The following is a 24,912-nucleotide window of genomic DNA, read 5'->3' as shown; positions in this document are numbered from 1 at the left end:
GGGCCACGCGCGATGTTCGCTGATAGTCCCAGGCCGCTGAGGTAACGTTCATCCCGCATTCGGTGTCGGCGTGTCCTGCCCCGATACTGCCGCGACGTCACAGTTCGCCGGCACCCGTCCGGGTGAACGGCCGAGTGGGAGGGACTCATGACCGACCCGTACAACCCCAACCCGTCCCAGCCAAATCCCTCCGGTGATCAGTCCGGTCCCGACGGCAAGACCGAGATCGTGAACCTCCCCGGCGCCACTCCGACGGGCGCCCCGCAGGCCGACCCGACCACCATGGCCCCCAACCCGGGCTCCGCCAACCCCGGGTCACAGAACCCGGGTTATGGTCAGCCGCAACAGAATCCGTACCAGCAGAATCCCTACCAGCAAAACCCGTACCAGCAGCCGGGTGGGCCGACGGGCCAGCCGCCCCAGTCGGCCCCGTCTCAGTCCCAGCCGACTCAGGTCGGTCATCCCGGCGGACAACCGGGGCAGTACGGACAACCGGCCGGTCAGCCCTACGGGCCCGGCGGTCAGTATGGCGCCGAGCAATATGGAGCGGGTCAGTACGGGGGACCGGGTCAGTACGGGGCGGGTCAGTACGGGGCACCCGGACAGTACGGCCAGCAGCCCGCCGGCCAGGACCCGTACGCCCAGAACCAATACGGGCAGAACCAATACGGGCAGAACCAGTACGGGGGCGGCGACCAGTTCAGCGGAATGGCGACCGGGAAGTCGAACAAGACCGCCCGGACGCTGATGTTCGTCGGCGGCGGGGCGCTGCTCCTCATCGCCGTGATCGTGCTGATCACCGCATTCCTCTTCCCCGGATGGGCACCGAAGAACCTCGATCAGCAGGCGGCGCAGGACGGCGTGCAGAAGATCCTCACCGAGGACTACCAGGCCAGCGACGTCTCCGACGTCCAGTGCCCGTCGGGGCAGCGGGTGGAGACCGGAGCGTCGTTCACGTGCTCGGTCACCGTCGGCGGGCAGCAGCAGCAGGTCACCGTCACGTTCATCGACGACGACGGCCGCTACGAGGTCTCGCGCCCCAGCTGACTCGACCGGCTGTGACGTCCGGCCTCAGCAGGCTGTCACGTCCGGCCTCAGCCGGCTGCTACATGCGGCCTCAGCCGGCCTGGGGCCAGCCGAGAGCCTTGGCCAGCCTCCCCACCGACGCTCCGATACCCAGCTCCTCGACGAGTTCCGCGAGGGCCGCGGGGTCGGCGGGCTCGGCCGGGAGGATGTCCGAACCGCTGTCGATCGTCTCGGCGTCGGTGCGCACGGAGACGACGGTCCGCGCCGCCTGCAGGTACTCGACCGAGGCGAGCAGTGCCTTGCGGCTCCGTGTCGGAACCGATGACGACGGGTCGGCGGCAGCCGCCTCCAGGGCGTCGAGGCTGCCGTACTCGGTGATCAGTTTCGCCGCGGTCTTCTCGCCGATACCGGCCACGCCCGGCAGACCGTCCGAGGGATCTCCGCGCAACATCGACATCTCCGCGTAGCCGATACCCGCGCGCTCGACCGGCACGCCGTATTTCTCGGCGACCTCCACCGGGCCCATCATCTCGGCCTTCGCCAGACCGCGGCCGACGTACAGGACGCGCACCGGGACGGGATCGTCGGCGACCACCTGCAGCAGGTCCCGGTCACCGCTGACCACGATCACCGGATCGTTCGCCTCGTCGTAGGCGAGCGTGCCGATCACGTCGTCGGCCTCACAACCGACAGCGCCCGAGGTGGCGATGCCCGCCGCCGACAGAACGGCCATGATCATGTCGACCTGCGGGGTGAGGGTGTCGGGTACCTCTTCGACGTCGATGTCCCGGCCCTCGACGTCGGTCCCGCCCTCGGGGACCGCGACGCGATGGGCCTTGTAGGTGGGGATCAGGTCGGTGCGGAACTCGGGGCGCCAGTCGAGATCGAGGCACACCACCAAGCGTGCGGGGCGTTCGCGCACCACGAGATTGGCGATCGTGTCGACGAAACCGCGTACGGCGTTGACCGGTCGCCCATCCGGGCTGGTCATCTTCTCCGGCAGCGCGAAGAACGATCGGAACCACAGGCTGGCGCCGTCGAGCAGCATCAACGAATCCGTCACCCCCACACTCTGTCATGAGTCGGCGGTAGTGTTCGTCGCATGGCATCTGGGAGCGGGGCAGCACGGGTCGCGACGTCGGGCGAGGGTACCGGAGCCGGGCCGCTCTTCGAGGCGCAGGTGTATCGCGACCGGGTCCGCCGCGCCGCCGAACTCACCCGCGCCGCGGAGTTGGACGCGCTGGTCGTCGCCCCCGGGCCGGACCTGCGGTACCTCATCGGTTCCCGGGCAGAGACCTTCGAACGGCTCACGGCGCTGGTGATCCCCGCGACCAGTGATCCCCGATTGGTGATCGCGCGGCTCGAGGTCCCGTCGCTGTCGTCCTCCGCGGTTGGTGATCTCGACATCGAGGTGGCCGACTGGGTCGACGGCGACGACGCCCACGCGCTGGCGCTGGCCGGATTGCCGTCGCAGCCGCGGATCGCGGTCTCCGACTCCATGCCCGCCCTCCACGTCATCCCGCTGGCCCGACACACCGGCGCCACACCGCAATTGGCGACCGACGTGCTCCGCGAACTACGAATGATCAAGGACGCCGCGGAGATCGACGCGCTCCGCCGCGCGGGTGCCGCGATCGACCGGGTGCACGCGCGGATGGGGGACTGGCTGCTCCCCGGCCGCACCGAACGCGAGGTGGCCGCCGACATCGCCGCCGCGATCCTCGAGGAGGGACACACCGAGGCGGCCTTCATCATCGTCGGGTCGGGACCGAATGGAGCCGATCCCCACCACGAATTCTCCGACCGGGTCATCGAGCGGTCCGACATCGTCGTGATCGACATCGGCGGCCCGGTAGAGCCGGGCTACAACTCCGATTCCACGCGCACCTACTGCTTCGACGATCCGCCCGCCGACATCGCCGACGCCTACGCCGCCCTGCTCGCGGCGCAACGCGCGGCGGTGGCCGCCGTCCGGCCGGGGGTGAGCGCGTCCTCGATCGATGCGGCGGCGCGTGATCTTCTCGCCGAGCGCGGCCTGGCCGATCGGTTCATCCACCGGACGGGCCACGGGATCGGGCTGTCGGTACACGAGGAGCCGTACATCGTCGGTGGCAACGACATCCCGTTGCGCACCGGTATGGCGTTCAGCGTCGAGCCGGGGGTGTACGTGCCCGGTCACTGGGGTGCCCGCATCGAGGACATCGTCGTCGTGACCGAGGACGGCTGCGAGTCGCTGAACAACCGCCCGCACGAACTCGTCCGGTTGTAGGCGAAATTCGACCGGTGAACCTCATTTCGACTGCTGGACTTCGATCGAGGTCCAGCAGTCGAGTTGAAGTTCGCTGGTTGGCGGGTTTGAATCCGGGGGCGCGTCACGAAGGGTCCGGCGACCGAGCCTGCCAAACCGTCGGGTGGTAGGTCCGTGGATCTCATCGCGCCCGGTGTTCAGATGTTCTGCGAACCGTCGGGGTATGTCGGGTCGGCGGTTGATGTGTTCGGGGTTGGGTGGTGCGCCGGGTTCAGGGTTGAGTCGCCAGGCGCAGCGGCCTTCGTCGGGTCCGTTGCGGACCACCCGGGTGGTGTATTGGCCGGGCCGGTGCCGGACGGCTCCGCAAGAAGCATCCGACTTCCGACGCGCGTCCCTAGCTGAACAGCGACGCCGAACCCAGTACGCGACTCACGCTTATCTCGATCACGACGCGGCGTGGGTTCGGCCTGGGCTCCCGGTATCGCTGCGCGTAGCGCTGCTCGGCCTCGCGCACGTGCTCGGGCTCACGGCGCACCGTCGCGGGTCCCTCCAGGGTCAGCCATCGCGGGCCGTCGACGTTGGTGACGGCCGCGTAGCCACCCCGCTCGGTGTTGCGGACCTTCTGATTGCCGTCCGAGGTGATGACCCGCGCCAGGCCGGCGTCGGGATCCCAGGTGAACCCGACGGCGACGGCGTGGGGGGTGCCGTCGGCGCGCAGCGTGGTGAGGGTCCCGAGGTGGCGTTCGACGAGGAAGGCGAGCGCATCGGGCCCGAGATCGGCGGCGGTACGAGGCATGACACCAAACTAGCCGCGACGCCGCACACGGTCGGTCGCGGGGCCGATGCGATACTGGCAGCCATGGCGTCACGCAGCAGAGGGGCATCAGCGCGTCCGGACACCGACCCGTCCGGTGCCCTCGTGCTGTTCGGCGGCCGCAGCGAGATCGGCGTCGCCACGGCGGCGCGCCTCGCACCTGGGCGGACCGTCGTCCTGGCGGCCCGCCGTCCCGACGACCTCGCGTCCGAGTCCGCACGACTGCTTGATGCCGGTGCAACCGAGGTACACACCGTCGCCTTCGACGCGAACGACACCGACAGCCATCCAACGCTGGTCGAGTCGTTGGCGCAGCGACACGGTCCGATCGGGATCGCGATCATCGCGTTCGGCATCCTCGGCGACCAGGCCCGCGCCGAAACCGATGTGGCGCATGCACTTCAGATCGCCCACACCGACTACTACGCCCACATCAGCGTGCTGACCCCGCTCGCGTCGGTGTTGCGCGCGCAGGGCTCCGGGACCATCATCGTCTTCTCCTCGGTCGCCGGTGTCCGGGTGCGCCGCGCCAACTACGTCTACGGGTCGACCAAGGCGGGTCTCGACGGATTCGCGAGCGGACTCGCGGACGCGCTGCACGGCACCGGCGCTCGCCTGCTGCTGGCCCGCCCGGGCTTCGTGATCGGCGCAATGACCCGCGACCTGATGGCCTCCGGGGTGAAGCCGGCCCCGCTGTCGCGCAATGCCGAGCAGGTCGCCGACGCGGTGGCACACGCCTATCGCAAGGGCCGCGGTGAGGTCTGGATCCCGGGGACGTTGCGTCCGTTGTTCTTCGGGATGCGACTGCTGCCGCGTGCCGTGTGGCGGAGACTGCCCCGATGACCTCCGCGGAATCCGCTGCGGTGGCGTCCGCATTCGTCGTGGTGGGTATCGGCGCCGACGGTTGGTCCGGTCTGGGCGAGGCGGTCCGCGACGAGCTTCGGCGCGCTCGCGTGATCTACGGCGCTGCGCGGCAGTTGGCGCTGCTCGACGGCGCGGTGCCCGAACTGGACGCCGAACTGCGACCGTGGCGGTCGCCGATGTCGGAGCACCTCGCAGAAGTGGTCGAGAGCGAGGACGCGGACGCCGTTCACCCGGGCACGATTCACATCCTGGCGAGCGGCGACCCGATGTTCCACGGCGTCGGTGCGAGCATCATCGCGCGTGTCGGTGTCGACCGGGTACGGGTGTATCCGGCCGTGTCGAGCGCGAGCCTCGCCTGTGCGCGTCTGGGCTGGGACCTCGCCACGACCCGGATCGTCAGTGCGGTGCGCGCCGAGCCGGGCGTGGTGCTCGGCGAGGTCACCGATGGGGCTCGCGTGCTGGTCTTGAGCCGCGACGAGACCACACCCGCCGCACTCGCCGGGATTCTGGTCGACGCCGGTTTCGGTGCGTCGACGATGACCGTCCTCGAGCAGCTCGGTGGGCCGGCCGAACAGATCGCCACCGGTACGGCCGAGACCTGGCGCCGCCGGGCCGGCGACCCGCTCAACATCGTCGCCGTCGACTGCGTCGGACCCCGCCGGTCCCGGCTCCCGGGGCGGCCGGACGACACCTACGAACACGACGGACAGATCACCAAGTCGACGATCCGTGCCCTCTCCGTGTGCGCGCTGGAACCGGGCGGCGCGCAGATCCTCTGGGACATCGGGGCCGGATCGGGCAGTGTGACGATCGAGTGGTTGCGTGCGGACGACCGGGGAGTGGCCGTCGCGTTCGAACGCGACCCCGATCGCGCTGATCGGTTGCGGCGCAACGCCGCCCGAGACGGGGTGGCGCATCGGCTGTCGGTGCGGGGCCCGGCTCCCGACGACCTGTGCGACGCGCCGCAACCGGATGCCGTCTTCATCGGTGGCGGACTGGACGAGGCGATCCTCTCGCTCGTCTGGGCCAGGCTGCCGGACTCGGGGCGGCTCGTCGTGAACGCGGTGACCGTGGAGAACCAGACGCTCGTCACGCGTTGGCACGCCCGACACGGCGGTGATCTACGACGCCTGTCGGTCGAAACCGTCGCACCGCTCGGCACGATGCACACCTGGCGCCCCGCTCTGCCGATCGTGCAGTGGGCCGTCGCGAAGACGGCACCCCACGCTGCCGCCGCGGATTCGCTGGAGGCGCTCCGATGACCGTCTACTTCATCGGGGCCGGCCCGGGGTCGCCCGATCTCATCACGGTGCGCGGAGCGCGGCTGCTGGGGGAGTGCCAGACCTGCGTCTACGCCGGGTCACTGGTGCCCCCGGAACTGCTCGACCTGTGTCCCGACGGTGCCGAACTGGTCGACACCGCCCGGATGCCGTTGTCGGACATCATCGATGTCATCGCGGCGGCCGTCGGCAAGGGGCACGACGTGGCCCGCCTCCACTCGGGTGACCTCTCCGTGTACTCGGCGATGTCCGAGCAACAGCGTGAGCTGACCGCGCGTGGAATCGATCATGAGATCGTGCCCGGTGTCCCGGCGTTCGCGGCTGCCGCGGCGGCACTCGACACCGAACTCACCATCCCCGGTGTCGGCCAGAGCCTGCTGATCACGAGGGTCTCCACCCTGTCGACGGACATGCCGCCGGGGGAGGACCTCGCGACCCTGGCACGGTCGGGGGTGACGCTCGCGCTGCATCTCGCAGCCCATCGGGCCGAGGAGATCGGGGCGGCGCTCACCCCGCACTACGGCGATGACTGCCCTACCGCCACAGTCGCTTTCGCCAGTCGGGAGAACGAGCAGATCGTACGCTGTCCGCTCAACCGGTTGCCCGAGGCCCTCGACGCCGCCGACATCCGGAGGACCGCGGTCATCTTCGTCGGTCACGTGCTCGGTCCGCGCCGGTCGGACGTCTCCGACAGCTATCTGTACTCGCATGCGCGGATGACCAAACTCCGCGCTGATCGCCACTCGACGTCGTGACCGACCAGAGCCCGCCGGATCCTGTCCCGCGCGTCCTGATCCTCGGCGGGACCGGGGAGGCGCGAGCGCTCGCATCGACCCTCGCCGACACCGACATCGCGTTCATCAGTTCCCTCGCCGGCCGGGTGAAACACCCCCGCCTACCGGTCGGGCCGGTGCGCATCGGCGGGTTCGGCGGATCCGACGGGCTCCGGGAGTGGTTGCAGAGCAGCCGCATTCAGGCAGTGGTCGACGCGACCCATCCGTTTGCCGCGACCATCACCCGCAACGCGGCGCGAGCCACCGCCGATTCGGGTGTCCCGCTGTTGCGGCTGCGCCGGGATCCGTGGGTGCCCGGCGATACCGACACGTGGACACGTGTGCCCGACCTGCCCGCTGCCGCGCGGGAGGTGGCCGCCCGGGGCCGCCGCGTCTTCCTGACCACGGGGCGACAGGACGTTGGAGTCTTCGCGGGGATCGATTCGGCGTGGTTCCTGATCCGGGTCGTCGACGCCCCGACCGGAGCGCTTCCGCCGCGCCACGAGGTGCTGCGCTCGCGGGGCCCCTATGATTACCGGTCGGAGCGAGAGCTGCTGCGTGACAACGACATCGATCTGCTCGTCACGAAGAACAGCGGCGGATCGCTGACCTCGGCCAAGCTGGCGGCCGCGGCCGAACTCGGGATCGAGGTCATCATGGTCGACCGGCCCACCGAACCCGACACGCCGGTCGTCTCAGACGTCGGTGCCGCCCGGAACTGGCTCGAGGATCTGTTCGGCTGAGTGATCGGTGGTGTGATCGGCGTCCACCGGGCGGTGACTGCGCGGCGTGAAAACCAACGTTCCTGCCGCGCGCGACACGACCCTCGTGGCCGACGACCCGATGATGATCATCGTGCGCATGTCGACGACCGCGGGATCGAAGTCCGCGACCGTGGTCGTGGTGAGTTGCTGCTCCGGACCGCCGACGTCCCGTCCGAGCACGACGACGCGTTCGGGCGACACCGTCTGGGAGAGAGTGTGTTTGAGGGCGCCGACCTGCCAGGTACGGCTCGCCGAGCCCGGGTTGTAGATGGCGATCACCAGGTCGGCGCCGAGTGCGGCTCGGATGCGCCGTTCGATGACCGACCACGGCTTGAGCCGGTCGGAGAGCGAGATGATCGCGAAGTCGTGCCCGAGGGGCGCCCCGACCGCTGCGGCAACCGCGGTCGCCGCCGTGACGCCGGGCACCACGCGGACGGGCACCTCGTGCCACCTGGGTTGCGCGGCGACCTCGGCGACCGCGGCAGCCATCGCGAACACGCCGGGATCTCCGGACGAGACGACGGCGACGCGAGCGCCGCGTCGAGCGAGGTCGAGGGCGAACTCGGCCCGCTCGGCCTCGACCCGGTTGTCGCTGGCGTGTACTCGCTGGCCCGGCCGTGCGGTGACGCGCTTGAGATATGTGGTGTAACCGACGAGGTCGGTGGCCGTGGCCAGCTCGGCGCGGACCTCCGGGGTGGTCCAGCTGTCGTGACCCGGTCCCAGCCCCACGACGACGAGTTCACCGGGGACGGGCTCCGGCTCGAACCTCGGATTGTTGCGGCGTCCGGGGACGACGAGGATCGAGAAGTACGGCACCTCTGCGGGATTCACGTCAGCGGCCGGCAGCACCCGCTCGACGGTCGTCGAGGCGCGTTCGACGTAGAAGGCTTCGTCGAGACGCCCGGCCTCGCGGAGGGCGTCGCGCACCCGCTCGAAGGTCCGACCGAGTTTCATGACCACGATCGCGTCCGCGGACCGGAAGCGGAAGAGCAACTCCGAGGTCGACGCGGTACCGGGCACGACGGTCAGCGTCTCCTCGCCCTCGACGAGCGGGACCCCGGTCGCCGCGGACGCCGCGCTGACCGAGGTGACGCCGGGCACGATCTCGGCGTCGAAGTGCGGCGCCAGGCGCTTGTGCATGTGCATGTAGGAGCTGTAGAAAAGCGGATCGCCCTCGGCGAGCAGGACGACATCGCGGCCCGCGCGCAGGTGCACCGCAAGACGTTCGGCACTCTCGGCGTAGAAGTCGTCGAGCGCGCCCTGATACCCGCCGGGGTGGTCGGTCGTCTCGGTGGTGACCGGGTACATGAGACGTTCCTCGGTCTGGCCGTCGCGCAGGTAGGGTGCGGCCACCGATCGCGCGATGCTGTTGCCGTGTCGCGCAGAGTGATACGCGATCACGTCCGCGGTGCTGATCAGGCGGGCGGCCTTGACGGTCATCAGCTCGCTGTCACCCGGGCCGAGTCCGATGCCGTAGAGCGTGCCCGGCCCTGACTTCTGTTCGGCCGTGGTGCTGTCAGAGTTCATGCGATCCACCATCATTCCTGCGGGGTCGCGAGCGCGTTGACCGCAGCCGCGGTGATCGCCGATCCGCCGCGCCGGCCCGTGACCGTGATGAATTCGAGGTCGTCGCGTTCGGCCAGTGCCGCGCAGGATTCGACCGCGCCGACGAAACCGACGGGTGCCCCGACGATGGCGGCGGGACGCGGTGCGCCGTCGTCGATCATGTCCAGGAGCGCGAACAGTGCGGTCGGCGCGTTGCCGATCGCGACCACCGCACCTTCCAGGCGCGGCCGCCAGAACTCCAGTGCCGCAGCGGTCCTCGTGGTTCCCATCTTCTCGGCAAGAGCCGGGAGAGTGGGTTCCGACAGGTAGCACAGCACCTCGTTGTCCGCGGGGAGACGCTTACGCGTGATCCCGGACGCCACCATGTTCGCGTCGCAGAGGATCGGGGCGCCGGCTTCGAGGGCTCCGCGCGCGGCGGCCACGACACCGGGCGTCGCGACCACGTCGCGCGTCAGGTCGGTCTGGCCGCACGCGTGGATCATGCGGACGACCACGGTCGCGACGTCGGGTGCGAACGCGGAGAGATCGGACTCGGCGCGGATCGTGGCGAAGGACTGGCGGTAGATCGCGGCGCCGTCACGCAGGTACTCGGTCATGGTGCTGACGAGCCTAACGGCGCCGCCGTTCGTATCCGCCGTCGGGCGTGGCCTGCACCGAGAGGTGCGATTCGGCCGGCGACCCGCAGCCACGGGCGCACCCCACCCAGTGTTCACGCTCCTCGACGGGGTCGCCGTCCTGCACCCGGGCCACCAGGTCGTCCCGGACCGGCGCATGGGCGGACGAGCAACCCGGGGCTCCCACGCAGCAGCTGACCTGGGCCCATGGCGAAGTGGCGTCGAAGATCAGACCCATCGGTGCGAGCACGCGGACGACGGTCTCGGCCACCCCTTCGCCGAGGTCGCACAGGAGGATCTCGCGGTCGGGGGTGAACACGACCGGCGCCTGCACAGCCGCGATGAATTCCGCCAGCCGGGCCGGCAAGCGTCCGAGTTCGACGACCGCGCCGAGCAGCACCGCGCCGTCGTCCTGGTCGAACCAGCCGACGATTGGTTCCCCCGAGGCGACCGGTGCCGCGTCCGGGTCGGCCCCGATGACGGGATCCAGCGTCGAGGCGATGAGTTCCGCGAGCCGGCGCCGGGAGACGTCGTCGAGGTCGCGGACCCGCCAGGCGCCGGGCGAGACCTCGCCCAGACCCGCGGCCACCGCGATGAGCGCGCGCACGATCGCCTCCGTACCGGTGGCCGATCCGACGGCCGTCCCGCCGATGAGCACATCCGCGGCCAGGGGAGTGCCGCCCCGGATCACCGCGCACGCATCGGGTCGTCGTCCGGCGATGTCACCGCGCCCGTCGTCGATGCCGAACAGGAACCGGCCGGACAGGGTGGCCGCGGCCGGGTCGGCCCGCAGGGCGTCGTCGAGGGCCGCGGAGAGCGGACGCGCATCGGCGACGCCGCCGATGCGACCGGTCAGGGGGCTGAGCTCGATGTTGCGCACCTTGTCGTGGCTGCTGCTCGGCGCGAGCCCGGCGGCGACGACGGCCTGCGCGACGGCTTCGACGTCGGTGATCCCGCGCAGCTGGAGGTTGCCGCGCACCGTCAGTTCCAGGTGCCCGTCGGCGTGGTCGGCGGCGGCCCGGGCGAGCGTCTCCAGCTGGTCCGGACGGATCCGTCCGCCCGGCAGGCGGACACGGGCCAGCGCGCCGTCGGCCGCCGGGTGCGTGTCGAAGACCCCTGGGCAACGGTCGGTGGCGGCCCGGGCTGGCTGGTTCATCCCACCAGCCTACGACCGGCGGGCGCGGTGGCCGTAGGCTGAACGCACCGCGAGCGGGCTGAAGCCGGTGCGATTCCGGCGCGGTCGCGCCACTGTGACCGGGGGTCGGCATCGGCCGGACATCCGGAAGTCAGACCAGTCCCTCGCACTGCACCCGCCACCCACGGCACCGACACGCACCGGGCGCGACAACCCGGCGAGGAGACACGATGATCCTGCTGCTCTCGACCTCGGACACCGATCTGCTCACGGCCTCGGCGGCCGACGAGGGCAGCGCGTCGCCCGATGCGTCGGTGTCCTACCGCGGCGCGAATCCCTCTCGCATCCTGATCGAGGACATCCCGCGCCTGGCCGCCGACGCCGACCTCATCGTCGTGCGCATCCTGGGCGGTGTACGCGCCTGGGAGGACGGGCTGGCTGCGGTCGAGGCGACCGGCAAGCCGCTCGTCGTCTGCTCCGGTGAGCAGCAGCCCGACCCCGATCTGATGGCGCACTCCACGGTGCCCTCCGGCGTCGCCGCCCAGGCCCACGACTATCTCGCCGCGGGCGGTGTCGCCAACCTCGTGAACCTGCACCACTTCCTGTCCGACACCGTCCTGCTGACCGGCAACGGTTTCGAACTCCCGCAGCAGACCCCCGCGTGGGGCGTGCTCGAACGTTCCTCGCGCCCCGAGGCTTCTGCGCTGCCTGACGTTACTCCGCTCCCTGAGGCTTCGGCTCTGCTCCCTGAGGTGCGAGGAGCGCAAGCCGCCGGGCCGAGCGAGCGACGAAGGAGCGCGTCGAGGTCGACGAGCCACGAAGGGCCCGACGCCCCCACCATCGCGGTCCTTTACTACCGCGCCCAGCACCTGGCGGGCAACACGCGGTACATCGCCGCGCTGTGCGATGCGATCGAGGACCGCGGGGCCCGTGCGCTGCCGATCTTCTGCGCCTCGCTGCGGACCGCCCCCGACGACCTCCTCGAACTGCTCGGTACCGCCGACGCCCTCGTGGTCACGGTGCTGGCCGCCGGCGGCGCCACGCCGGCCACCGCATCGGCCGGTGGCGACGACGAGGCGTGGAACATCGAACGGCTGGCCGCCCTCGACATCCCGATCCTGCAGGGTCTCTGCCTCACCGGGTCCCGCGCGGACTGGGAGGACAGCGATGACGGCCTGTCGCCACTCGACGTCGCCACCCAGGTGGCGGTGCCCGAGTTCGACGGCCGCATCATCACCGTGCCGTTCTCCTTCAAGGAGTTCGACGACGACGGATTGCCGTGGTACCAGCCGGATCTCGAGCGCTGCGCACGGGTGGCGGGGATCGCCACCGCGCACGCCCGGTTGCGTCGGACCCCGGCCGCCGACAAGCGGATCGCGGTCATGTTGTCGGCCTACCCGACCAAGCACGCGCGGATCGGCAACGCCGTCGGTCTCGACACCCCGCGCAGCCTGCTGCGCCTGCTCGCCGCGATGCGCGACGCCGGCTACGACATCGGCCCGGAGTCCGGTCCGGACGCGATTCCCGGTCTCGCCGACGATGATTCGGATGCGCTGATCCACCAGATCATCGCCACCGGCGGTCAGGATGCGGATTGGCTCACCGAGGAGACCCTCGCCGCCAACCCGATCCGCCTGTCGGCGCGCGACTACCGGTCGTGGTTCGACACCCTGCCCGAGGGGCTTCGCTCGGCGGTCACCGAACACTGGGGTCCCGCACCGGGCGACCTGTTCGTCGACCGCACGCACAACCCGGACGGCGACATCGTCATCGCCGCACTGACCTTCAGCAACATCGCGATCATGGTGCAGCCGCCGCGCGGGTTCGGCGAGAACCCGGTCGCGATCTACCACGATCCCGATCTGCCGCCGTCGCATCACTACCTCGCCTCGTACCGGTGGATCGCGGCGCACGACAACGGCTTCGGCGCCGACGCCATCGTGCACGTCGGCAAACACGGCAACCTCGAGTGGCTGCCCGGCAAGAACCTCGGCATGTCGGCGGACTGCGGCACCGACGCCGCCCTCGGCGACCTCCCGCTCGTCTACCCGTTCCTGGTGAACGACCCGGGCGAGGGGACGCAGGCCAAGCGCCGCGCTCATGCGGTTCTCGTCGACCATCTGATCCCGCCGATGGCACGCGCCGAGTCCTACGGCGACATCGCCCGGCTGGAACAGCTTCTCGACGAGCACGCCAACATCTCCGCACTCGACCCGGCGAAGCTGCCCGCGATCCGCCAGCAGATCTGGACACTGCTGACCGCGGCGAAGATGGACTCCGATCTCGGGCTCACCGAACGGCCCGACGAAGAGGTCTTCGACGACATGCTGCTGCACGTCGACGGGTGGCTGTGCGAGATCAAGGACGTGCAGATCCGTGACGGGCTGCACGTGCTCGGCGAGCCCCCGCGCGACGACGCCGAGGTCGACCTCGTCCTCGCCATGCTGCGCGCACGCCAGCTCTGGGGTGGCACGTCGGCCCTGCCCGGCCTGCGCGAGGCCCTCGGACTCGTCGAAGACGGCTCGGCCGAACGCGGTTCCGTCGACGCCGTCGAGGCGCAGGCCCGCGAACTCGTCGCCGCCTGCGCGAAGGACGACTGGTCGACCGAAGCAGTTGCCGCGGCCACCGCGGGACTGCCCAGCGCGGTCGGGGATGTTCTCACCTTCGCGGCGACCGAGGTCGTCCCGCGCCTGCGTCAGACGACCGGCGAGGTCCCGCGGGTGCTGCACGCCTTGGACGGCGGGTTCATCCCGGCCGGACCCAGCGGGTCACCGCTGCGCGGGCTGATCAACGTGCTGCCGACCGGACGCAACTTCTACTCGGTCGACCCGAAGGCCGTGCCCTCACGGCTGGCGTGGGAGACCGGCCGCGCGATGGCCGACTCCCTTCTCGAGCGTTATCTGACCGACCACGGCGAATACCCGGCGTCGGTGGGGCTGTCGGTGTGGGGGACCAGCGCCATGCGCACCTCGGGTGACGACGTCGCCGAGGTGCTCGCGCTGCTCGGGGTCATGCCGGTGTGGGACGAGATGTCGCGGCGGGTCTCCTCGCTCGAGCTCATCGGCCTCGAGGAACTCGGACGTCCCCGCATCGATGTCACCGTCCGCATCTCCGGCTTCTTCCGGGATGCCTTCCCGCACGTCGTCACGATGCTCGACGACGCGGTCGCGCTCGCCGCGGCCGCCGACGACGAGTCCGACGAGCAGAACTTCGTCGCGGCACACGTGCGCGCCGCGATGGCCGAGCACGGCGACCGGCGTCGGGCCGTGACACGTGTCTTCGGTTCCAAGCCCGGCACCTACGGCGCCGGCATCCTGCAACTCATCGACTCACGGGACTGGCGCAGCGATGAGGACCTGGCCCGCGTCTACACCGAGTGGGGCGGTTACGCCTACGGACGCGACCTCGACGGGGTGCCCGCGGTCGACGACATGCGCGCCGCGTACGAGCGGATCGCCGTGGCGGCCAAGAACACCGACACCCGCGAACACGACATCGCCGACTCCGACGACTACTTCCAGTACCACGGCGGCATGGTCGCGACCGTTCGCGCGCTGACCGGTTCCTCGCCCGAGGCCTACATCGGCGACAGCACCCGACCCGACTCCGTCCGCACCCGCACGCTGTCGGAGGAGACCAGCCGGGTGTTCCGCGCCCGCGTCGTCAACCCGCGCTGGATCTCGGCGATGCAGCGCCACGGATACAAGGGTGCGTTCGAGATGGCCGCCACGGTCGACTACCTCTTCGGGTACGACGCGACCACCGACGTCGTCGCCGACTGGATGTACGAGAAACTCACCGAGTCCTACGTCCTCGACGAGACGAACCAGCAGTTCATGCAGCAGTCCAACCCCTGGGCGCTCCACGGCATCGCCGAACGTCTCCTCGAGGCCGTCGAACGCGACATGTGGCGCGAACCGCCGGCCGAGCTCCTCGACGCCCTGCGCACCGTCTACCTCCAGACCGAGGGCGACATCGAGGGCCGCGGCGAGGACGCTTCTGCCGGCTGAGCCGCCCAGCGCTGGTTGAGCCGCCCACCGCTGGTTGAGCTTGTCGAAACCACCCCTCGGGACAAAACCGCGTCGTCGTTCGTTACCCACGCAGACCCTGACGTCAACGGGTGCCGAGAGCACCGAAGGACAGGTGAAGCACCATGGCTCTCCGCTGGTTCGCGGCCTACGCCGTGCTGGAGATCGCCGCATTCGTCGCGATGGTCATGACCCTCGGATTCGGCTGGGCGGTGCTCATCAGCCTCGCCGCCGTGGTCCTCGGATTCGTCGTCCTGCGCTGGCAGGGCGGCAAGGTCTTCGACGAGCTGCGCCGCGCGTCGAGAAACGAGGTCGACGCCCGCGCCCCGCTGGCCGACACCGCGCTCGTCGCCGTGTCGACCATCCTCCTGGTCGTCCCGGGCGTCGTGTCGACCGTGGCCGGGACCCTGCTGCTGTTCCCGCCCACCCGTCGGGTGATGCGTCCGGCCGTCGCCGCGGTGGGTGCCCGCCGTGTGGCGACCGCGATGGACCGGGCCGGGATGTATGCCACCGGTGTCTACGGCGCAGGACGTGGCGCGACCGTCGTCGAGGGTTCCGTCGTGGAATCCGACACTTCCGAGCCGGGGTCGCCGTCGGCACCGCCGCACACCCGGGGCCTACCGCAGGGCCGCTGAACAGGTCCTGATCAGCCGACGGTCGGCACCACGCCGCCCGCGTCACCGACACGCACGCACCCGGACCCCTCGCCACCCTCCTCCGACGGCAAGGCACACTGAACGATCGTGGCAACCCAACTGCTTCTCGGCGGCGCCGTGTACTCGCCGGCCGCCCCCGACGCGACCGCGATGGCCGTGACCGACGGAATCGTCGTCTGGGTCGGGACCGACGACGTCGGCCGCGCACTCCATCCCGACGCCGAGGTCATCGACCTCGCCGGACACTTCGTCAGTCCCGGGTTCGTCGACTCCCACGTCCACCTGACGTCCACCGGGCTCGGACTCGACGGCCTCACCCTGAACGAGGCGTCGAGCCGCACGCACTGCCTGCGGCTGGTGGAGAAGGCCGTGGCCGCCGAATCCGCCCATGACGAAGGCGACCTCATCTGGGGTCTCGGCTGGGACGACTCGACGTGGGCGGGCGCCGAACCCGACGACGGTCGTTTCCCGACGACCACCGAGCTCGACGCCGTCGTCGGGACCAGGCCGGTGTACCTCGCCCGGATCGACGAGCACTCCGCGGTGGCGTCCACCGCGCTGCGACGCCTGATCCCGGACCTGGCCGACGCCGTCGGGTATCACCCGGAGGAGCCGCTGGTCGCCGAGGCCCACCACCTCGTCCGCGGCGCGGCCCGCCTGCTGGTCACCGCGGCGCATCGCGAACGCGCACAACGCCGCGCGCTCGACGGGGCCGCCGCCCACGGGGTGGTGGCCGTGCACGAGAACGGCGGACCGGACATCAGCGGCATGGACGACTTCCTCGCGCTCGCCGAACTCGACCATCCCGTCGAGATCCGGCGCTACTGGGGCCAGGCCGTCACCGACGCCGACCACGCCCGCGAACTGATGTCGATCACCCGGGCCGATGCCCTGGGCGGTGACCTGTTCATCGACGGTGCCATCGGCTCCCACACCGCGTGGCTCTCGGAGCCATACACCGACGATCCGCACACCAGCGGTATCAGCTACCTCGACCCCGACCAGATCCGCGATCACCTGCGCGCCTGCACGATCGCGGGCATCCAGGCGGGCTTCCACGTCATCGGCGATGCCGCGACCGGTGTGGTCGTCGGCGCACTCGCCGAACTCGCCGACGAACTCGGCACGCCCGCGCTCGCACGCTGTGCGCACCGGCTCGAACACGCCGAGATGGTCACCGCCGCCGGCGCCGAGGTCCTCGCCCGCTGCGGCGTCATCGCCAGCATGCAACCGTTGTTCGACGCCGAATGGGGCGGTCCGGGCGACCTGTACGACGCCCGTCTCGGGGCGAGCCGTGCGGCCACCCTCAACGACTTCGCGATGCTGGCCAAAACCGGTGTCGCGCTGTCGTTCTCGTCAGACGCACCGGTGACGGCCATCGACCCGTGGTCGACCATCCGGGCCGCCGTGCACCATCATCAGCCGACCAATGCGATCTCGGCGCGCGGCGCGTTCGCCGCGACGACCCGCGGCGGCTGGCGGGCCGGGGGAGTCAACGACGGTGTCACCGGGACCCTGACGCCCGGCGCCCCGGCGAGTTACGCGGTGTGGGAGGTCGACGAGCTCGTCGTCGCCGGATCCCACGAGAAGGTCCAGCGGTGGTCGACCGATCCGCGGTCGCGGGTGCCCGCGCTGCCGGACGTCTCACCGGGGGCCGCGCTGCCGCGCTGCGTGCGCACCGTGCATCGCGGCCGGACCCTGTACGACCGGGACGCCGGGTGAGTCCCCCGCGGGTCTCCCGATCCCGGATCTCAGCGTCCTGGCTCGCACGTACCGGGACCGCCGCCGCCGCGGGCTTGGCGATGTGGGCCGCGTTCCCACCGCGCAACTGGTGGTTCCTCGCGGTCCTCGGCCTCGGCCTGCTGTTCGCCGCACTCTTCGTCGGGTCGCCCCGGGTGCGCACCGGCGGGTGGATCGGCTTCGTCTTCGGGCTGGCGTTCTTCGTGCCGCTGTTGCCGTGGATCGGCGTCTACGTCGGTCCGCTTCCGTGGCTCGCCCTGGCCGCGGTGCTCGCCGTCTACCTCGCGCTGTTCGGCGCGATCGCCACCCTGACGATGCGCCTTCCGGTGCCCCCGGTGTGGTTCACGTTGTCGTGGGTGCTCGTCGAAGGGCTCCGGTCCGCCTTCCCGTTCGGCGGGTTCCCCTGGGGGAGAACCGCATTCAGTCAGGTCGACGGACCGCTGCTGCCGCTGGCCTCGGTGCTCGGCGCACCCGGGCTGTCGGCCGGTGTCGCGCTCTTCGGCTCCGCCGTCGCCTGGCTGCTCGTGATCCTCACCCGGGCGTACCGGCGCACGACGACCGTCTCCGACCCCGAGCACGCCGACGGTCCGGGACCGTCCACCGAACGTTCCTCGGACGTGGTGCGCATCGCGACCGCCGCAGTGGCCATCGCGCTGCTCGCACCGATCGCCGCCATCGCGGCGACCCCCGCCAGCCTCGACCGCAACATCGCGACGTCCTCGGCCCGGATCGGTGCCATCCAGGGCAATGTCCCGCGACTGGGTCTGGATTTCAACGCCCAGCGGCGCGCTGTCCTCGACAATCACGTCCGCACGACGATGTCCTACGGCCGGGCGATCGACACCGGGCAGACCGAGCAGCCCGACTTCGTCCTCTGGCCGGAGAACGCCTCGGACATCTCGCCGCTGGACAACGAAGACGCGGCCGCCGGCATCACCGCAGCCTCCGAGGCCGTCGACGCGCCGATCCTGGTCGGCACGCTCATCCGCAACCCCGATGGCCGACCCACCAATTCGGTCCTGGTCTGGGACGGCGCGCAGGGCCCGGTCGACCGCTACGACAAGCACATCGTCCAGCCGTTCGGCGAATACCTCCCGTGGCGGCCGTTCTTCCGCCTCTTCTCGTCGTATGCGGACATGGCCGGAGACTTCCGCCCCGGCACCGGACCCACCGTGGTCGATGTGCCCGGTCGCTCGGGGACGGTGACCGTCGGTGTCGCGACCTGCTGGGAGGTCGCCTTCGACCGGGCCGCTCGGCAATCCGTCCGGGACGGCGCGCAGATGCTGTTCGTGCCCACCAACAACGCGACCTTCGGCCGGACCGAGATGACGTACCAGCAGTTGGCCATGTCACAGGTCCGGGCCGTCGAACACGGGCGGTCCGTGGTCGTCGCGGCCACCAGTGGGGTGAGCGCCGTCATCGAGCCGGACGGATCCATCAGCCAGCAGTCCGGCATATTCACCGCGGACGTGCTGACCGGGCGTCTGCCACTCCATGAGGACATGACCCTCGCGACCCGCCTGGGCCCCTGGCCGGAGGTGATCGCGATCATCGCGGCGGTGGCCGGGCTTTTGTTTGCGCTGCGCTCGCGTACTAGGTTCTCACTCAGGCCACGCAGGGTCGCCGCACGGGCGACCGGTGACACGAAGGAGCTCGATGGCATCGGGGATTGACGCCACGGCAGGGCAGCGGCGGCCCGACGACGCGCCGCAACGCGTGGTCGGCGCCGACGGCACGGGCGCACTCGTCGTCGTGCCGACGTTCAACGAGCGCGACAACCTGCCGCTCGTCATCGGACGTCTACAGGACGTGCTGCCAGGGGCGCATGTCCTCGTGGTCGACGACTCGAGCCCGGACGGCACGGGCGACGTCGCCGACGACCTCGCCCGGGCCGACGCGGCGACCCGGGTCCATGTCATGCACCGCGTCGACAAGGATGGCCTCGGCAAGGCGTACCTCGCCGGATTCGCGTGGGGACTCGACCGCGACTATGCGGTCATCGTCGAGATGGACGCGGACGGCAGCCACGCGCCTGAGCAGCTGCACCGCCTGTTCGACGCCGTCAACGACGGCGCGGATCTCGTGATCGGGTCCCGTTATGTCCCGGGCGGCAAGCTGGTGAACTGGCCGAAGCGCCGGGAGTTCCTCTCCCGCGGTGCCAACACCTATGCCCGTCTGGCTCTCGGTGCGGGCGTCCACGACATCACCGCCGGGTTCCGCGCCTATCGCCGCATCGTGCTGGAGAAGATCCAGCTCGACACCGTCGAGTCCGCGGGTTACTGCTTCCAGATCGACCTGGCGTGGCGCACGGTGCGTGCCGGCTTCGACGTCCGGGAGGTACCGATCACCTTCACCGAACGTGAGATCGGGGTGTCCAAGATGAGTGGCGGCGTGATGTCCGAGGCGTTCACGATGGTCGCCCGCTGGGGAGTCCAGAGCCGCCTCGAGCGCTGGGGACTCGTCCGGACGCGATGATCCGCTGAGCAGACGAACAGACCCGGCAGGGATGTCCTGCCGGGTCTGTTCGGTTCCGGGCGTCGGGCGCCCGGCGGGTGTCAGTTGGTGATGCCCTTGCGCCGCTGCTTGAGCAGGTCGAGGCGCTCGTTGAGCAGCACTTCGAGCTCTTCCTCGCTGCGACGCTCGAGCAGCATGTCCCAGTGCGTACGCGGCGGCTTGGTCTTCTTCTCCTCGGGCTCGGCGCCCTCGAGGATGGTGCCTTCCATGCCGTTCTTGCACGGCCACTTCGACGGGACCTCCGCGTCGTCGGCGAACGGCACGTCGAAGATCTCGCCGTTGTCGGTGCGGTACTGGACGATGCGTCGTGGCGCGAGGTCGTGGTCACGATCGGTCTCGTAGCTCACCGCGCCGAGGCGGCTACCCCGAAGTACTCGATCTGCCATGAAGGGTTCCTCTCAACTTCGTCGGATCTCCCGGTCTGCCGGGAGATCTCTGTTGCATTCCAGGTACGCGCGCAACGCTGCGCACGACTTTCGGGTCGTCAACAGGAACATTCTACGCGCATTCCTGCGTGGGTTCGCCACCGGCGACGACCCGTGTTGTCCACCGCGGTCCGCGGGGCCGCCGGGAGCGCAGCGAGCGGGGCGAGTGTGTGCCGCCGCCGGGAGCGCAGCGAGCGGGGCGAGTGTGTGCCGCCGCCGGGAGCGCAGCGAGCGGGGCGAGTGTGTGCCGCCGCCGGGAGCGCAGCGAGCGGGGCCGGTCGTGACAGCGGTACGGTCTCGGTGTGGAACCAGGCACTACGCACGGCGTACAAACGGGCGCATCGCGTCGGCGTCGGCCGTACGCCTGCGCCTGGTGCGGCCGCACGATGGTGGACTCCGAGATGGGGCGTCGGCGGAAGTACTGCAAGCGATCGTGCAGGCAGCGTGCTTACGAGCAGAGAACGCTGCTGGAGGGCACATCCATTCCCGACGACGCGGTGATCCTCTCCTCGGCCGAGGCCGCCGACTTCGGCGACCGGATGTTCGCGCTGCGGTGCGCCGCGGAGGACCTCGGCACCGCGGTGGCCGAAGGTGCCGGACACGACGTGCTGGCCGACCTCACCGACACGCTGCTCGAACTCGCGCGGGAAGCCGAGAAGCTGCGGTGACCGCGCGCATCTTCGCGCCCTCGCTCGTCGTCACGCTCGTGGCGCTGGTCGTCGCCTACCTCTACCTCGGCTGGACCGGCCTCGCCCTGTGCGCCATCCTCGGCGTGCTCGAGGTGTCCCTGTCGTTCGACAACGCGGTCATCAATGCAACGATCCTCGAACGGATGAGCGCGTTCTGGCAGAAGATGTTCCTCACCGTCGGCGTGCTCATCGCCGTGTTCGGCATGCGTCTCCTGTTCCCGCTGGTCATCGTGTGGATCACCGGAGGTCTCAACCCCGTCGAGGCGCTCGACCTGGCGATGAACCCGCCGCCCGAGGGGCAGACGCATTTCGCCGACGGTCAACCCAGCTACGAGACGATCCTCACCGAGGCCCACCCGCAGATCGCGGCGTTCGGCGGCATGTTCCTCCTGCTCCTGTTCCTCAACTTCGTGCTCACCGAGCGCCCGCAGACCTGGCTCACGTGGCTCGAGAAGCCGCTCGCCACGCTCGGCAGGCTCGACCAGCTCGCGGTCGTACTGGCCGCCCTCGCGCTGGTTCTCACCGCCGAGTTCCTGGCGCCGGACGAGAGCCGCGCGACCGTCCTGATCGCCGGGATCCTGGGCATGGTCACCTACATCACCGTCGACGGGCTCAGCTCGCTGTTCATGGCCCAGCCGGAATCAGACGAGCCGGAATCCGACGGGCCGGAATCAGAGGGGCCCGACTCACACAGGTCCGGATCGAACGGCTCCGGTCCGCACCCGGTCACCGTGGCCGCCGGCAAGGCCGGGTTCTTCCTGTTCCTCTATCTCGAGCTCCTGGACGCGTCGTTCTCCTTCGACGGGGTGATCGGCGCCTTCGCCATCACCTCCGACCCGATCATCATCGCGTTGGGGCTCGGATTCATCGGCGCGATGTTCGTGCGGTCCATCACGATCTACCTTGTCCGCAAGGGCACGCTGGGGGAGTACCGCTACCTCGAACACGGTGCGCACTGGGCCATCGGCGCGCTGGCCGCAATCCTGTTGATCAGCATCGAGATCGAGATCAACGAGGTGATCACGGGGCTCGTCGGCGTGGCGTTCATCGGCGCGTCGCTCGCCAGCAGCATCCGCGCGAACCGGCGCGAAGCGCGTGCCGAGACCGGCGATCGACTGGCCGTCTGAGCTTCTCCCCGGCCGTCCTCGAACGTGCGGTGAACATCTGCGGGACCTTTGGAATCAGCATGGGCCGCCTGCTGTCTTCTGTCGGTCGACAGGTGTAGAAATGACGACGTCGGTGACGTGTGTCACGCAGGAGCCGAAGCCGAGTGGCTCCGCGACACAGGTCCGGGTTTCAGGTCGAAAACGCAGATTCGGTGGTCTTCATGGACAGCAAACAGCAGCAGATGATCCAGTTCGAGACGGACTGGTACTCCCTGGGCGGGGGCTCCTCCCGGCAGATCGTCGAGGAATTCGGCCTCACCGATCGGGACTTCTTCTCCCAGGTCGACCGCCTCGTCGACACCGACCCGCCGTCGGGATTGACCGCTGCGGAGCTGCGCCGCATGCGCCAGGTCATCCGCCGTCGGCTGTGGATGGCCCGCTGATCCCAGCCCGCGCGCGGCTCGGGGGATAATCGACGGGTGCCCTTCTCCGATGACGATCTCGAAGCGTTCTATCGCGATGTCGAGGCACGCACGGCGTTCCGCGAGCAACCTCGACGGCGGCGCCGCGCCGGCATCGACTACCCGGCCTGCCCGACGCCTGACAAACTGCCGTTCGCCTCACCGGCCGACGCTCGCGAGGGCATCGATCGACTCCGGCGCCACCTCGTCGGTACCGCTCCGGAGCTGCGCTACTACGAGTGCTCCTGTCGCGCTTGGCATATCACCAGCTCGGCGCAACTGATCCATCGACGGGTGCCGCCGGCGCCGGCTCGTCGTCGGAAGGGTAAGAAGAAGCGGTGACGATTCCGCCCGCCGGCCCGCACGCACTCGTCGACCTCGCGAGCGACGACCCGTCGACGACCGCCGAGACCTACCAGCGGTTGCTCGGACGCGAGGTCGGTACGGGCGCCGACGGCCGGCGAGTGGTGAACCTCGGCAACGTCGCCCTCTCGATCCGGCCGTCGGGCGGCGAGCCCGACACCCACGACGTGTACTTCACGGTCGACGACGTCGCCGCGTCCCGGCGTCTACTCGGCCGGCGCGGGTATCCGCTCGCGGACACCGTCCTCGGAGCGCTGGGTGAGACCAGTCCGGTCGGGATCGCCGAACGACACGAATCCGGAGTCGCCGCCGACGGCGATCTGACCGGCCTCGACCATCTGGTCTTCACCTGCGACAACCGCGATGTCGCCGTCGCGCTGTTCGCCGGTACCTTCGGCCTCGATTTCCGTCTCGACCAGCCGATCGGGCAGGACGCCCGTCAGCTGTTCTTCCGGCGCGACGACCTGATCGTCGAGGTCGTCGCCGCGCCCCGCCCGCCGGCCGACCCGGTGCCGTCGTCGCCGGTCTTGCTCTGGGGTGTGGCATGGCGGTCGACCGATGTGGACACGACCCACGCGCGTCTGACGGCCGACGGACTCGATCTCAGCGAGGTCCGCAGCGGACGCAAGAAGGGCACGCGGATCTTCACGGTTCGCCACCGCGAACTCGCCACGCGGACCGTGGTCATCGGCCCCGACGCCGGAGCCGACTCGCTTCAGTAGCCGAAATCCGACAAAAGGTGGGTTTTCGGGAACGCCTGCGCTAATCTGACTACGAATGTTGTCGAATTAGTAGTATCCGAGACCGATGTTGGGGGCACCATGACCGCGGTACACGAAGAACGGACAGCGTCCGAACCCGCAGCGAGTGACTTCGTGGCGGGCGAGCCGCTGCTCAACCACCGCGACGACGAGATCGAACTGATCCCGCCGGACTCGCTGACCGCCAAGCTCACCGGCATGTACACGTTCCTCCCGATCAACGGGGCGGCGTTCGTGATGCAGGTGATGCACCCCGTCATCGGCGATGTCGTCGACAAGTATTCAGTCTTCCGCACCGATCCCGTGGGACGTGCGATCCGCTCCGCCGACTCGGTGCTGCGCTGGACCTACGGCGGTCAGGAGGCTCTCGAGGAGGGCAAGCGTCTCCGCAAGCTGCACCAGCCGCTGCAGATGCGCAACTCGGAGGGCAAGCACATCAGTGCACTCAACCCGGAGGCGTACGCCTGGGTGATCGCCACCGCGCTACCCACGATCGAGACCGCCGCGCCGCTGGTGCTGGGCCGGCACTTCACCCTCGAGGAGCGCAAAGAACTCCTGCGGGACAACCGCCGCATCGCCAAGATCGTCCAGGTACCGATGAAGAACTACCCCGAGACCCTCGAGGAGTTCGACGAGTACTTCGACGATTTCATCGAGAACAAGCTCGTCCGGCACCCGGTCGCGCTGGAACTGATCGGTCAGATGCGCGCCGCGCCCGTCGTCCCGAAGTCGGTGCCCAAGGCGTTGCGCCCCGCCGTGAAGAAGGCCGCTGCCACCGCGTCGGTGCCGTTCCAGAACTTCAACTACCTGACCACCGTCGGCGTCATGGATCCGCGCGTGCGGGAGATCCTGGGCCTGAGCTGGTCCGACGCCGAGCAGCGTCACCTCGAGCGGATTCATCGCAATCTACGATTCGCCTACCGCACCCTGCCGGAGCGGCTGACGTACTTCCCGCTGGCCTATCACGCCCGGCGTCATCACGACGCGATCCAGGCCATGAAGGTTCGCGAGAAGGCAAGCGCTGCCTACCAGTACCACCCCAAAGAGGGTGCGGCGCACCAGGGCTGAGCGCTCCCGGTCGGTCT

23 protein-coding genes, 1 pseudogene and 1 riboswitch are annotated in these 24,912 nt (G+C 69.9%); of the genes and pseudogenes, 17 read left to right on the top strand and 7 right to left on the bottom strand.

Features of this window, described 5'->3' with window-relative positions:
- The first annotated feature begins 147 nt into the window (after positions 1-147).
- Entirely contained in the window at positions 148-1,047 is a 900-nt protein-coding gene (locus JW364_RS15465; protein WP_205334017.1) for a DUF4333 domain-containing protein, read from the top strand.
- 70 nt (positions 1,048-1,117) lie between these two features.
- On the opposite strand, the gene JW364_RS15460 is transcribed toward JW364_RS15465, so the two are convergent.
- Positions 1,118-2,074, bottom strand: a complete 957-nt coding sequence (locus tag JW364_RS15460; RefSeq protein WP_068969985.1) for a 5'-3' exonuclease — start codon at positions 2,072-2,074, stop codon at positions 1,118-1,120.
- 54 nt (positions 2,075-2,128) lie between these two features.
- On the opposite strand from JW364_RS15460, the gene JW364_RS15455 reads away from it, so the two are divergent.
- Positions 2,129-3,295 (top strand): Xaa-Pro peptidase family protein, encoded by a 1,167-nt coding sequence (locus tag JW364_RS15455; protein WP_068969982.1) that lies wholly within the window; start codon positions 2,129-2,131, stop codon positions 3,293-3,295.
- 21 nt (positions 3,296-3,316) lie between these two features.
- On the opposite strand, the pseudogene JW364_RS24200 reads toward JW364_RS15455, so the two are convergent.
- Both JW364_RS24200 and JW364_RS15450 read right to left on the bottom strand, forming a co-directional pair.
- A pseudogene (locus tag JW364_RS24200) lies at positions 3,317-3,631 on the bottom strand (HNH endonuclease); the annotation flags it as partial.
- A gap of 37 nt (positions 3,632-3,668) precedes the next feature.
- Positions 3,669-4,070 (bottom strand): PPOX class F420-dependent oxidoreductase, encoded by a 402-nt coding sequence (locus tag JW364_RS15450; RefSeq protein ID WP_068969981.1) that lies wholly within the window; start codon positions 4,068-4,070, stop codon positions 3,669-3,671.
- Positions 4,071-4,133: 63 nt separating this feature from the next.
- Between JW364_RS15450 and JW364_RS15445 the strand changes: the two genes are divergently transcribed.
- The 4 genes from JW364_RS15445 to JW364_RS15430 are packed head-to-tail and all read left to right on the top strand — an operon-like array spanning position 4,134 to position 7,748.
- The gene (locus JW364_RS15445; protein ID WP_083229292.1) at positions 4,134-4,931 is read left to right on the top strand and encodes an SDR family NAD(P)-dependent oxidoreductase; all 798 of its coding nucleotides are present in this window, start codon (positions 4,134-4,136) and stop codon (positions 4,929-4,931) included.
- A complete protein-coding gene (gene cbiE, locus JW364_RS15440; protein ID WP_205334016.1) occupies positions 4,928-6,214 on the top strand; it encodes a precorrin-6y C5,15-methyltransferase (decarboxylating) subunit CbiE in 1,287 nt (428 codons plus the stop codon). The genes JW364_RS15445 and cbiE overlap by 4 nt, the downstream gene beginning before the upstream one ends.
- A complete protein-coding gene (cobM, locus tag JW364_RS15435; protein ID WP_068971365.1) occupies positions 6,211-6,987 on the top strand; it encodes a precorrin-4 C(11)-methyltransferase in 777 nt (258 codons plus the stop codon). Before cbiE ends, cobM begins: the two co-directional genes overlap by 4 nt.
- Positions 6,984-7,748, top strand: coding sequence for a cobalt-precorrin-6A reductase (locus tag JW364_RS15430; protein ID WP_068971364.1), 765 nt, complete (start codon positions 6,984-6,986; stop codon positions 7,746-7,748). The genes cobM and JW364_RS15430 overlap by 4 nt, the downstream gene beginning before the upstream one ends.
- Here JW364_RS15430 and JW364_RS15425 read toward each other — a convergent pair.
- From JW364_RS15425 to cobG, 3 genes are read right to left on the bottom strand one after another with little or no spacing between them, the layout of a single operon-like run.
- Positions 7,701-9,296 (bottom strand): precorrin-2 C(20)-methyltransferase, encoded by a 1,596-nt coding sequence (locus tag JW364_RS15425; protein WP_068971366.1) that lies wholly within the window; start codon positions 9,294-9,296, stop codon positions 7,701-7,703. The two genes, JW364_RS15430 and JW364_RS15425, sit on opposite strands and share 48 nt — an antisense overlap.
- An 11-nt stretch (positions 9,297-9,307) precedes the next feature.
- On the bottom strand, positions 9,308-9,931 hold the full coding sequence (locus JW364_RS15420; protein WP_068971363.1) for a precorrin-8X methylmutase: 624 nt from the start codon (positions 9,929-9,931) through the stop codon (positions 9,308-9,310).
- Between the two features lie 13 nt (positions 9,932-9,944).
- On the bottom strand, positions 9,945-11,105 hold the full coding sequence (gene cobG / locus JW364_RS15415; protein ID WP_205334015.1) for a precorrin-3B synthase: 1,161 nt from the start codon (positions 11,103-11,105) through the stop codon (positions 9,945-9,947).
- 60 nt (positions 11,106-11,165) lie between these two features.
- A riboswitch (cobalamin riboswitch) is annotated at positions 11,166-11,243 on the top strand.
- A 71-nt stretch (positions 11,244-11,314) separates the two neighbouring features.
- Here cobG and cobN point away from each other — a divergent pair.
- From cobN to JW364_RS15390, 5 genes are all read left to right on the top strand, one after another.
- Complete coding sequence (cobN, locus tag JW364_RS15410; RefSeq protein ID WP_205334014.1) at positions 11,315-15,094, top strand: cobaltochelatase subunit CobN; 3,780 nt, start codon at positions 11,315-11,317, stop codon at positions 15,092-15,094.
- A gap of 143 nt (positions 15,095-15,237) precedes the next feature.
- Entirely contained in the window at positions 15,238-15,747 is a 510-nt protein-coding gene (locus tag JW364_RS15405; protein WP_065632035.1) for an FxsA family protein, read from the top strand.
- A gap of 108 nt (positions 15,748-15,855) precedes the next feature.
- Positions 15,856-17,490 carry an amidohydrolase gene (locus tag JW364_RS15400; RefSeq protein ID WP_205334013.1) on the top strand — a complete coding sequence of 545 codons (1,635 nt, stop codon included), beginning with the start codon at positions 15,856-15,858 and terminating at the stop codon, positions 17,488-17,490.
- A complete protein-coding gene (gene lnt, locus JW364_RS15395; RefSeq protein WP_205334012.1) occupies positions 17,487-19,181 on the top strand; it encodes an apolipoprotein N-acyltransferase in 1,695 nt (564 codons plus the stop codon). The genes JW364_RS15400 and lnt overlap by 4 nt, the downstream gene beginning before the upstream one ends.
- Complete coding sequence (locus tag JW364_RS15390; RefSeq protein ID WP_205334011.1) at positions 19,165-19,983, top strand: polyprenol monophosphomannose synthase; 819 nt, start codon at positions 19,165-19,167, stop codon at positions 19,981-19,983. Before lnt ends, JW364_RS15390 begins: the two co-directional genes overlap by 17 nt.
- Before the next feature lie 80 nt (positions 19,984-20,063).
- On the opposite strand, the gene JW364_RS15385 is transcribed toward JW364_RS15390, so the two are convergent.
- Positions 20,064-20,408, bottom strand: coding sequence for an RNA polymerase-binding protein RbpA (locus tag JW364_RS15385; protein WP_058250448.1), 345 nt, complete (start codon positions 20,406-20,408; stop codon positions 20,064-20,066).
- Between the two features lie 425 nt (positions 20,409-20,833).
- On the opposite strand from JW364_RS15385, the gene JW364_RS15380 reads away from it, so the two are divergent.
- The 6 genes from JW364_RS15380 (at position 20,834) to JW364_RS15355 (ending at position 24,895) form a co-directional block, all read left to right on the top strand.
- Positions 20,834-21,115 carry a hypothetical protein gene (locus tag JW364_RS15380; RefSeq protein WP_058250449.1) on the top strand — a complete coding sequence of 94 codons (282 nt, stop codon included), beginning with the start codon at positions 20,834-20,836 and terminating at the stop codon, positions 21,113-21,115.
- Positions 21,112-22,263: a DUF475 domain-containing protein gene (locus JW364_RS15375; protein WP_205334010.1), complete on the top strand. Its 1,152-nt coding sequence runs from the start codon at positions 21,112-21,114 to the stop codon at positions 22,261-22,263. The genes JW364_RS15380 and JW364_RS15375 overlap by 4 nt, the downstream gene beginning before the upstream one ends.
- A 200-nt stretch (positions 22,264-22,463) precedes the next feature.
- Complete coding sequence (locus JW364_RS15370; RefSeq protein WP_065632045.1) at positions 22,464-22,685, top strand: DUF3263 domain-containing protein; 222 nt, start codon at positions 22,464-22,466, stop codon at positions 22,683-22,685.
- 36 nt (positions 22,686-22,721) lie between these two features.
- Positions 22,722-23,045 carry a hypothetical protein gene (locus JW364_RS15365; RefSeq protein ID WP_058250451.1) on the top strand — a complete coding sequence of 108 codons (324 nt, stop codon included), beginning with the start codon at positions 22,722-22,724 and terminating at the stop codon, positions 23,043-23,045.
- Positions 23,042-23,788, top strand: a complete 747-nt coding sequence (locus JW364_RS15360) for a VOC family protein (protein ID WP_205334009.1) — start codon at positions 23,042-23,044, stop codon at positions 23,786-23,788. Before JW364_RS15365 ends, JW364_RS15360 begins: the two co-directional genes overlap by 4 nt.
- A 99-nt stretch (positions 23,789-23,887) precedes the next feature.
- Positions 23,888-24,895 (top strand): oxygenase MpaB family protein, encoded by a 1,008-nt coding sequence (locus tag JW364_RS15355; protein WP_058250453.1) that lies wholly within the window; start codon positions 23,888-23,890, stop codon positions 24,893-24,895.
- Positions 24,896-24,912 lie beyond the last annotated feature (17 nt).

Origin of the sequence: Gordonia sp. BP-119, from assembly GCF_016924115.1 — a bacterium.
GTDB classification, from domain to species: Bacteria; Actinomycetota; Actinomycetes; order Mycobacteriales; family Mycobacteriaceae; genus Gordonia; species Gordonia hongkongensis.
Note: the sequence above shows the minus strand (reverse complement) of the source record. Positions and strands in the feature narration are given on the sequence as shown.